This window comes from Dietzia sp. B44, assembly GCF_014145245.1.
GTDB classification, from domain to species: Bacteria; Actinomycetota; Actinomycetes; order Mycobacteriales; family Mycobacteriaceae; genus Dietzia; species Dietzia natronolimnaea.
Map to the genome: position 1 here is coordinate 1 of NZ_JAALEF010000188.1, position 1324 is coordinate 1324.

General features: G+C 70.5%; 1 protein-coding gene and 1 pseudogene. One reads left to right on the forward strand and one right to left on the reverse strand.

The window, feature by feature from the left end; genetic code table 11:
- Positions 1 to 272 (forward strand): fructosamine kinase family protein (locus G6017_RS07080; RefSeq protein ID WP_182616666.1); only part of this gene is annotated, 272 nt, incomplete at its 5' end.
- 7 nt (positions 273 to 279) lie between these two features.
- Here the strand turns inward: G6017_RS07080 and G6017_RS07085 are convergent.
- Positions 280 to 1317, reverse strand: a pseudogene (locus G6017_RS07085) (PQQ-dependent sugar dehydrogenase).
- Positions 1318 to 1324 lie beyond the last annotated feature (7 nt).

A 1324-nucleotide genomic window follows, 5' to 3' on the forward strand; every position in this document is an offset into this window, starting at 1 on the left:
CGGCCGGGGCCGACGACGTCGAGGCCGTGCTCATCGACCCCGCCGCCCACGGCGGACATCGCGAGACCGACCTGGCCATGCTCGCGCTGTTCGGGGCGCCGCACCTGGACGAGATCCTGCGCGGATACCAGGAGCATCACCCGCTGCGGCCGGGCTGGCAGCAGCGGGTGCCGCTCCATCAGCTGCACCCGCTGGCCACCCACTCGGCCGGTCACGGCGCCGGCTACGCGGTCGCGCTGACCGACGCCGCCCGTCAGGTCCTGCGGATCTAACCCCGGGTCACTGTGCCGGGCTCACGCGGAAGACCTCGTCCCGGTTGTTCGCGTTGGAGGTGGTGACAAGCAGTGAGCCGTCCGGCTCGGGCGTCAGCGAACGCAGGCGGCCGAAGTCACCCTCGAGGAGCACGGAGGCGTCGACGATCGACCGGCCATCGGAGGAGAGGCGGAACAGGACCAGCTTCTGTTCCCTGAGGTTGGCCATGGCGAGGCTGCCTTTTCACTCGCCCCACGCCTCGCCCTGCTGGAACTCGATGTCCGCCGGGGCCAGAGGCGGGCGACCCGAGGACCATACGGCCTCCACCGCGTCCGGGAACCGCTCGGTGTCGGTCATCGGGACGTTCTGGTTGTACTGACCGTTCACGTTCGGGTTCCAGCCGTAGTTGGCGCCGGGCTCGAGGAGGTTCACCTCGTCGTCGCGGTCCGGTCCGTGCTCGGCGGAGTAGACACGGCCGGTGCCGGGCTGGACAGCCAGTCCCTGGACGTTGCGGTGGCCGATCGTGTGGATCACCGAGTCGCCCGAAGCGGCAGTCCCGTCGGGGTTGACGTGCAAGGTCTTTCCGGCGAGTGAGGTGGGATCCTGCGGGTCGGTGGCGCTGTAGATGTCGCCGGTGCCGATGTAGATCGACCCGTCGTCGTCGACCAGCAGACGGCAGCCGCTGTGGATGCCCTCGGCGCCCAGCGGGATACCGGTGACGACGTCGCGGACCCTGGTGAGCGCGGACCAGTCCTCGGCCGCCCGGAACGTGGTGACCCGGTTGTCGCGGGTCCCCCCGGCGTTCTGGGAGTAGCACACGTGGATCTCGCGATTCTGCGCGAATCCGGCATCGACGGCCATGCCCATCAGGCCGCTCTCCGACTGGCGTACCAGGCCGGGCAGGTCGATCGCGACATCCCGCCGTTCGCCGCCGGCGAGCTGCGCGACCATACGGCCGCCGCGCTCGCCGGTCAGGAGGGTGCCGTCCGGGGTGCGGACCACGTCCCACGGGATGTTGAGCTGGTCGATGACGGTCGTCGTGGTGACGGCGGGGCCCTCGACCACCCGTACG